The organism is Polynucleobacter meluiroseus (assembly GCF_900205755.1).
GTDB classification, from domain to species: Bacteria; Pseudomonadota; Gammaproteobacteria; order Burkholderiales; family Burkholderiaceae; genus Polynucleobacter; species Polynucleobacter meluiroseus.
This window is the reverse complement of the sequence record NZ_OANS01000008.1, coordinates 1-6,033: the sequence shown is the minus strand read 5'-3', so window position 1 is coordinate 6,033 and position 6,033 is coordinate 1. Positions and strand designations below refer to the sequence as shown.

Sequence of the window (6,033 nt, the reverse complement as noted above, 5' to 3'; positions counted from 1 at the left end):
GGTCTCTGTAAATCGTGACTTCTTCATATTGATTCTCCTGTTGTAAATACTGCCATAAACAACAGAAAACTCAACTTTTTAAATGTACGAATCTAAGGGGATACTACAGCACCATCAAGGAGTTTGATTGGCTCTTCAGCGATAGTAGAAGCAAACAACAGGGATAAATTATTCATTACAAGCGTCTCGTTACATGACACTTGTAGCTTAATTTCAGATTTACGTTTGGGCGACCAGAATTATTTACTGTCGGTTAAACCGACACTACAGCGACAGGGCCACGATGGGCTATTACTGATCACAAAGCAGCCATCACCCTACTTGCTAATGGCAGACTCAAATCGACCCATAGGCGACCTTGGTTTTTATTTTTTCTAGCTCAATCAATACTACAAACTTACTTTGAAAATTGTATGATTTCCTGCTTATTTAATAAAAAATCAGTCCCGCCTGAACCATCGGGAGTTAGCGCCTTATTAGGCTGATTTGCACTATTACTCGGGTTATATGCATTCGGAGAGACTGCCCTCTGAATGGATTGGTCACTCAAATCCTGATTTTGCCCTGGCGGTGTAAAAGATTTTACATTTGACTCTTTGGTGTTGGCTACTGCAATCAAGCTTTGCTCATACTCATATGAAAGTTTGGCAGTTTTTGTATTCTCAATGGAGCCGTCGGAGACTTTGTCAATCAACTTTCTACAATCTGAGTAATCTCTAGGATTCATAATTTGAGTTAATAATTCAAAGGTTGCCAAATTAATCATCTGCCTTAATGCGAAATGGATTGCTTCCCGCTCTTTATATCCGGCGTTAACATTGAATAAGGTCACCCCTATAAAATTCCCCATTGCAACATTAAAGTCCGTAGCAAAGATTTGTTTTTGTAATGCTACATTAGCAATAATTTGACTAGTTTTCGAACTTGTTAGGGCTAAATCAATCCCCACCAACATTCGCATTTGACTATACGTGGGGCCCATGCCACCAATTTCAGTTTGAACTCCACCACCAGGCATGATGTCTAAACTATTAATACTCCCAGTAATGAAGTAATCCGACGGAATAATCCGTCTTTGGTCTTGCAAACCCCACTTCAATTCGGCCTCAAGGACTCTGGGATCCCTCCGGTTTAAAAGGCTTACACCACCCTCATAAAGGGCAGATTGCAACATATCACCAGCCCCTTGAGTCACAAATTTTCCGAGCCCTCCATCAGTTAACTGCTCCTTGCCAGTTTGATCAAGAACTGCCCCGACTGAAAAAGTAATATTTTTATTAACCTTAGGACGAAGACATATTAGAGCCCTATCGAATGGAGTTACGATATCTCTTATGGGAGGGCCTTTTACTAAGGACACATCCTCATTACGTGTAGTAGTGATAATTGAATAGCCCTGACAGCCCGATAGCAAGACTGCCACAAAGAGCGTTATTAGGTAACATGGCCTTTTCCCCGTCATTGAAGACCGTTATAAGAACTAATGACTAATTGTGCTCTGCATGCCACCACTACTACTCGTAGAGTTTGTAGTATTCAAACTACTATTATTTCCATTAATGGTAGCAGTTGGAGAATTCATTACTCCTACAGAAGTCGTGCTGTATGTGAGAGGATTAGTATTACTTGTTTGTGAATTATTTGTGGAGTTATTAACATAGCTACTGTTTCCAGAATTCACATAGTTTGAGGTGGCAGGGCCAAAACTACTATAGTAATCAGACTCCCGTAGGGCAATAGCATTAGCCTGCTGAATCATCACAGCTCTTGCGGAAGAGTCTAAGTTTGAGCCCCAGGAATTATTCCATTCATTTGAAGCACCAGCTGCAAAAACAGCTTGCGCCATACCCACCAGAACCAAGGTTAGCAAGAAACCCAGACATGATAAGTGACCTGATTTTTTCATAGAGCTTATTAATAAACTATATTAATGATGACCAGTTGACACGACAGGTGTTGGTGCTGTTACTGTAATGTTCCCGGTGTTCATTGCCCCAACAGAAGCGGCGGATATACTTGTATTCCCCAAACTGATACTATCTGATGCTTTTACCTTAACTTCAGATGAAATATCACTCGTATTGATAGCTAAATTTGCTACGCTTGGATTAAAAGTTGCATATCCTTTAAGTAGCTCTAATTGACCAGCCGAAACTGACTGGCTATCCAAATTAAGACCTTGAATGCTAAGGTTCCCTGCCTTACCATTCGTGCTAGCCTGAGTAATATCGATGTTGCCACTATTCATGGCACCAATAGATGTTGCACTAAAGTTGTTATCAATTGCAGTAGCGGTGATATTGGCACTTGCAGTAGAAGCAGTAGAAGCAATATTATTCGTTGTACTAGAGTTCCCAGCCCCACTCAATTGATTTATTTTGCTCTTAGAAGATTGATTGCTTAAATCATTTGTATTCAACTGTGAGCTGGTTAAAGTTTGAGTAGAGGTTGCAACAGCGGTTGCACCCGTACCAGTGGTGGTGATAGTTGGACCCGTAATATCTACTCTAGACTTAATATCCGCTGTATTAATTGCAATATTACTGATATTTCCGCCCTGATAGGATGCAGCAGAGAGTAAATCCGTCACTTGATCCGTTACATTAGTGACTAAACGTGAAGAATTACTATAACCTTGAGCGTTCGCTATTCCAATACTTAATAGCATCAGTAAGGCCGCTACGCTGGTAATTGCTTGATTTTTTTTCATTTTGACCCTTTAAGTTTGGCGATACATAAACCACTTACGTTGTTTGTCTTTGTACAGGAACATCACTTATCTTCCTCTCACTTCCTCTCATTCAGTTCCATAAATATGAATTCCTTTTTCAATGGGGTCGAAAATGTTGTTTTTATGAAATAAACTAGGTCCCATGAAAAAGGGATCAATCTGGAATATAAGCAAATACCTGCTTTGCTACTTATTCGCAATAACAGCCTGCCTGGTGATTGCAGAAGAAGCTACTGCCGGTAGTTACAGGAAAAAGTATTACAGCAGCAACACAAAGTTTGGATATCTTAGACATGTTCTTCCTTAGGTTTATTTATATCAAATATTAGCTTTAGGGCTAATGGGGTTAATAATTTCTTGTAATGCTTTATTTAAATATCCAGATAGCTTTTGATAATGCCTATCTGCTTTCGCTGTTAAATGAACTAATTTTTTACGACCGTCCAACTTTCCTTCTCGTAACTCAACATAACCTTTAGTGCTCAAACTTTTTAGTCGTTTATGAATCGTCGCTTGCGAACCAAATTGCCAGAGAACCAGGAGATTACCGACCAATAGATCATCACCCTTAAATGTCATCAATAAAATATGATTTAGCAACTGCTCCTCTACAAGATCAATTTTGTAATTAGCGTTAATCCAACTTAAAGAAGTTGAGGCATTTAAGTATTTAGCAAAAGCCAACGATTTTATCGAAATCATTTTTTACCGCCTAAATTAATTTAATAATTTAGTTACTTTATAGGGTATTAACAAATATTTATGTGTGCTACCGTACACAATCACGAAATGTTGTTGAGCAAGACATACTGCTATTGGAGAAAAAACTTACCTCACTTATTAGACCAATATCGCTCTTCCACCTTTGAATTGCTTTTTGAATTCTATAAAACTAATAGGTGTTTGCTGTTAGCAGTTCTGATACAAGGAGATACGTGATAAATGATTTTGATCAACTTGCAAAAAATGTAAAAAAATTCATCCGAAAGTTAAACACTGATCAAAGTCTAAAAGATTGAATGCTACTTAGACACCCATCAAAAAACCAACTTACGTTGCAATGCTATGGGGTAACAATCTATCGTATTCTTTTTTCACAACCTTATAGCACTCACAAGTACGCTGTTCTAAGCCAGTTCGATTTAAGATAGTGATGTGACCACGGGCATATTTGATGAGACCTTCCTTTTGGAGTTTTGTTGCTGCCTCAGTTACCCCTTCCCTGCGAACGCCCAGCATATTAGCAATAAGCTCCTACGTCATAATGAGCTCATTCCCTGTTAGACGGTCGGCGCTTAATAATAACCATCGACATAGTTGCTGATCTAAAGAATGATGCCGATTACAAACCGCAGTTTGTGTCATTTGACTTATGAGTGCTTGGGTGTAGCGAAGTAGAAGGTGCATTACTGGACCGGATCGATTAAATTCGCTCAGTAAAATACTAGACTTGATTTTGTAACCAAAGCCTGCACTTTGGACAACGGCCCTGCTAGTAGCTGTTTCACCACCCATAAAAATTGATATGCCCACTAAACCTTCATTACCTACTACAGCAATTTCGGCAGATGCTCCATTTTCTAATTCATACAATAAAGAAACAATTGCAGTAGACGGAAAGAAAACATGAGTCATCTTCATTCCTGGCTCATATAAAACCATACCAAGTTCCAAATCAACCATTGTGAAGTGAGGTAGTAACCTCTTCCATTCTTCTGGGGGAATGGAATGGAATAATTGGTTTTGATTTTTAACTAATATCATTTATTCTTTATAGAAATTTTACGTAACAGGTCACTTAAAATAACTATAACTATTATACTTACTACAGATTAGATCTGTTCGCTAGCATACATAGGGATTCGGAGCAAACCGTTATGCCTGTTCCCATTCAAATTGAAGCCTTTTTCCCAAAAGTATCTCTTGTCAATTGAGGCGGATTATTTTACCGAACTGACTGGCGTCTTATCGTGTCCAAAATAAATATCAATTAACGCTAGACCCGCTACATGACCTAAATACGAGTTCATGAGAGGATCCCAAAATTCACCTTTATCGGCGTCATAGAATACCTCCCTGCCATCGTATTGCTGTGGCCCATACAAATGGGCCACAGCAATCTTTCCAAACAACTGTTTCTTGTTCATTTTTTTATCCTTTCCTTGAAACGAAGCTAAGCATAATTAGGGTGAGTAATTGAACTATGTTCGAAATCTAGGGCTGTAGATTTAGCAGAAAGCCAAATCAGCTCGAAGGTCTGTTCTATCTAGTCTAGTTATTTTTAACTACTAAATATGTACGGTAACAATCATAAGAAATTATTTTTATTACTAAACAGTAAAAGAAAGAATTCTTAAAAAAAAATAGCCCAACAAGTGGGCTATTGAGATTCTTGGTGGCCCTGGCCGGAACCGACTAGAGCAACAGGATATTGAATCCAAAATTACTTTCGCTTATTTACAGCATCTTTAAATGCCTTGCCTGACGAGAATTTAATTGTCTTAACAGCTGGGATATTAATCTCCGCTCCAGTCTGTGGGTTACGGCCAATACGGGCGGCACGCTTACCAGATTTGAAGGTACCAAAACCAACTAATTGCAAATTATCCCCTTTGGAAACCGTTTTGATGACTGTCTCCGTGATGACTTTTAGTACTCGCTCTGCAGATGCTTTAGAAATATCAGCATTTGTTGCAATTTTTTCTAATAATTCTGGTTTATTCATTTCCTATCCTATCGTTTTAAGAAAATCCAAAGTAAGTAAGCAATATAATTACTCTGCATTCAAATCTAGGGCGGTAGGTTTGGCAAAAAGCCAAATCAGCTCGAAGGTCTGTTCTATCTAGTCTAGTTATTTTTAACTACTAAATATGTACGGTAACAATCATAAGAAATTATTTTTATTACTAAACAGTAAAAGAAAGAATTCTTAAAAAAAATAGCCCAACAAGTGGACTATTGAGAATCTTGGTGGCCCAGAGCGGAATAGACCAGGGCTAAGCAATGTCGTATCCACTTCTTTACAGGCCTGGGCTAGGGTTTTGCCGTTCGTTGTCAGGACATCGATTTGACGCAATAAGGTGAGGATTTGCTCGGGTTTAAGACGTTGGCCTTTTGCCATATTTAGCACTCCTTTAAGGTGAAGATTATCAAAAATCCTCTCTTCTGGAGTGGTACTAAAAATCAGGTCAGTTTGTAGTATCCCCTTAGATTCGTACATTTAAAAAGTTGAGTTTTCTGTTGTTTATGGCAGTATTTACAACAGGAGAATCAATATGAAGAAGTCACGATTTACAGAGACC

The 6,033-nt window shown here is 38.5% G+C and carries 7 protein-coding genes and 1 pseudogene; all 8 read right to left on the bottom strand.

All coding sequences use genetic code 11. From position 1 onward, the window contains the following. Positions 1-397 precede the first annotated feature (397 nt). On the bottom strand, positions 398-1,360 hold the full coding sequence (locus tag CP950_RS09810) for a CsgG/HfaB family protein (protein ID WP_165766449.1): 963 nt from the start codon (positions 1,358-1,360) through the stop codon (positions 398-400). Between the two features lie 120 nt (positions 1,361-1,480). Beyond that, a complete protein-coding gene (locus CP950_RS09805) occupies positions 1,481-1,906 on the bottom strand; it encodes a hypothetical protein (protein WP_096674859.1) in 426 nt (141 codons plus the stop codon). Positions 1,907-1,927: 21 nt separating this feature from the next. After that, a complete protein-coding gene (locus CP950_RS09800; protein ID WP_096674858.1) occupies positions 1,928-2,710 on the bottom strand; it encodes a hypothetical protein in 783 nt (260 codons plus the stop codon). A gap of 339 nt (positions 2,711-3,049) precedes the next feature. Further along, entirely contained in the window at positions 3,050-3,433 is a 384-nt protein-coding gene (locus CP950_RS09795; protein WP_096674855.1) for a winged helix DNA-binding protein, read from the bottom strand. A gap of 348 nt (positions 3,434-3,781) precedes the next feature. Next, positions 3,782-4,495, bottom strand: a pseudogene (locus tag CP950_RS09790) (Crp/Fnr family transcriptional regulator). Positions 4,496-4,671: 176 nt separating this feature from the next. Next, positions 4,672-4,878, bottom strand: a complete 207-nt coding sequence (locus tag CP950_RS09785) for a hypothetical protein (protein WP_096674853.1) — start codon at positions 4,876-4,878, stop codon at positions 4,672-4,674. A gap of 296 nt (positions 4,879-5,174) precedes the next feature. Beyond that, entirely contained in the window at positions 5,175-5,456 is a 282-nt protein-coding gene (locus CP950_RS09780; protein WP_096674851.1) for an HU family DNA-binding protein, read from the bottom strand. A 204-nt stretch (positions 5,457-5,660) separates the two neighbouring features. Beyond that, positions 5,661-5,852, bottom strand: coding sequence for a hypothetical protein (locus CP950_RS09775; RefSeq protein ID WP_133092105.1), 192 nt, complete (start codon positions 5,850-5,852; stop codon positions 5,661-5,663). Positions 5,853-6,033 lie beyond the last annotated feature (181 nt).